Source organism: Azospirillum sp. B4 (assembly GCF_000333275.1).
GTDB lineage: Bacteria > Pseudomonadota > Alphaproteobacteria > Azospirillales > Azospirillaceae > Nitrospirillum.
On record NZ_BACU01000177.1, the window covers coordinates 1 to 2,394 of the forward strand.

A 2,394-nucleotide genomic window follows, 5' to 3' on the forward strand; every position below is an offset into this window, starting at 1 on the left:
GCTTGTCCAGCAGCTTGGGCGCCCATTCGTTCAGTTCGCCCAGATCCGCGTCCTGCAGGGTATACTGGTACTGCGTGCGGGCCAGGCGGCCGCCGACGTTCAAATCCTGGCTGGCCTGCAGGAACAGCGTCGCCCCCTTGACCTTGGCCAGCTTGGGCCGCAGCCGGGCGATGATCTGGTCCGCCGTGGCGGTGCGCTGGGCGCGCGGCTTCAGGCCAATGACGATGAAGCCGTTGTTGATGGGCCGTCCGCCACCGCCGACCGACGTGCCCCAGGCGGCCACGTCCGGATCCTGGGTCACGATGTCGGTCAGCTGGTGCTGCAACCGCACCATCTCGGTGAAGGACACGTCCTGCGCGGCGTCGGCCAGGCCGGTGATGATGCCGGTGTCCTGCTGCGGAAAGAAGCCCTTGGGGATGTACAGGTACAACGCCACCGTCGCCGCCAGGGTGGCGAAGAACACCGTCAACGTCATGCGCTGATGGCGCAGCACGAAGTCCAGGCCCCGGCCGTACTTCGCCACCAGCCAGTCGAAGCACCCCTCGATGAACAGGTAGGCGCGGCCGTGCCGGGCGTGCTTTTCATCCTTCAGGAACAGGGCGCTCATCATCGGCGACAGGGTCAGCGAGACGAAGGCGGACACGGCGATGGTCATGGTGACGGTGATGGCGAATTCACGCATCAGCCGGCCGACGATGCCGCCCATCAGCAGCAGGGGGATGAACACCGCCACCAGGGAGACGCTGATGGACATGATGGTGAAGCCGATCTCCCCCGCCCCCTTCAGCGCCGCCTCCCGGGGCGACATGCCCTCCTCGATATGGCGGTAGATGTTCTCCACCATCACGATGGCGTCGTCGACGACGAAGCCCACGGCGATGGTCAGGCCCATCAGGGACAGGTTGTCCAGGCTGAAGCCCAGCAGGTACATCAGCGCCGCCGTGCCGAACAGGGCCAACGGCACGGTCACCCCGGGGATCAGCGTGGCCCACAGGTTGCGCAGGAACAGGAAGATGACCATGACCACCAGGGCGATGGTCAGCAGCAGGGTGAACTGCACATCCTCCACCGAGGCCTTGATGGTGGTGGTGCGGTCGATGACCTTGTCCATCTTCACGCCCGGCGGCACCGCCGCCATCACCTGCGGCAGCGTGTCCTCCACCCGCTGGACGATCTCCATGATGTTGGCGCCGGGCTGCTTGAACACCTGCAGCAGGATGCCGGGGCCATTGTTCTGCCAGGCCAGCAGCTGGCTGTTCTCCGGCCCTTCCACCGCCACGCCGATGTCGCGGATGCGCACCGGCGCGCCGTTCTTGTAGGCGACGATGACGTCGTTCCACGGTTCCGCCTTCAACAGCTGATCGTTGTTGTAGATGACGAAGTTATGCGCGACGCCGTTGATGGAGCCCTTGGGCGCGTTGACCGTGGCGGTGGAGATGACGGTGGCGATGTCCTCCAGCTGGATGCCCAACGCGGCGATCTTGGCCGGGTCCACCTGCACCCGCACCGCCGGCTTCTGCTGGCCGCCGATGGAGACCTGGCCCACACCCGGGATCTGCGACAACCGCTGGGCGATCACGTTCTCCGCGAAGTCGTCCACCGTCGTCAGGGGCAGGTTGTCGGAATGGACGGAATAGACCAGGACGGAGCTGTCGGCCGGGTTGATCTTGCGATACGTCGGCGGCGACGGCAGGTTCTTGGGCAGCTGCCCGCCCGCCGCCTCGATGGCGGTCTGCACGTCCTGGGCGGCGGCGTCGATGTTGCGGTTCAGGTCGAACTGCAGGGTGATCTGCGTGCTGCCCAGGGTGCTGGTGGACGTCATCTGGCTGACGCCGGGGATGGCGGCGAACTGGGTTTCCAGCGGCTGGGCCACGGATGAGGCCATGGTCTCCGGACTGCCGCCCGGCAGGTTGGCCGACACCTGGATGGTGGGGAAGTCCACCTGGGGCAGCGGCGCCACCGGCAGCAGGGGATATGCGACCATACCCACCAGCAGGATGCCCAGCATCAGCAGCGAGGTGGCGATGGGCCGGGTGATGAAGGGGCTGGACAGGCTCATGGCTGCTGGCCCTCCGCCTTCCCGACACCGCCGGGCGCCGGCATGGCGTCCGCCGTCCGGGCGTCGCCCAGGTTCACCTTGGCGCCGGGCTGCAGGCGGTAGGCGTTGCTGGTGGTCACCCGCTCACCCGCCGACAGGCCCTTGGTCACCACGGTGACGCCGCCGGTGTCCTCCGCCGTCTCGATGGGCCGCATTTCCACCGTGCTGTCCGGCTTCACCACATAGGCGTAGATGCCCTTGGGGCCGCGCTGCAGGGCGGCGGTGGGAATGGTCAGCGCGCCGCGCCGGGTCTGCTTCAGCACCTTCACGTTTACGAACTGCCCCGGGCACAGATG

2 protein-coding genes are annotated in these 2,394 nt (G+C 67.0%); both read right to left on the reverse strand.

Translation table 11 applies throughout. The features are described from left to right. On the reverse strand, window positions 1–2,059 hold a 2,059-nt coding region (locus I55_RS07920; protein ID WP_044559976.1), incomplete at its 3' end, for an efflux RND transporter permease subunit. After that, window positions 2,056–2,394: efflux RND transporter periplasmic adaptor subunit (locus I55_RS38980; protein WP_376739178.1), on the reverse strand; the 339-nt coding region annotated here is incomplete at its 5' end. The genes I55_RS38980 and I55_RS07920, both read right to left, overlap by 4 nt.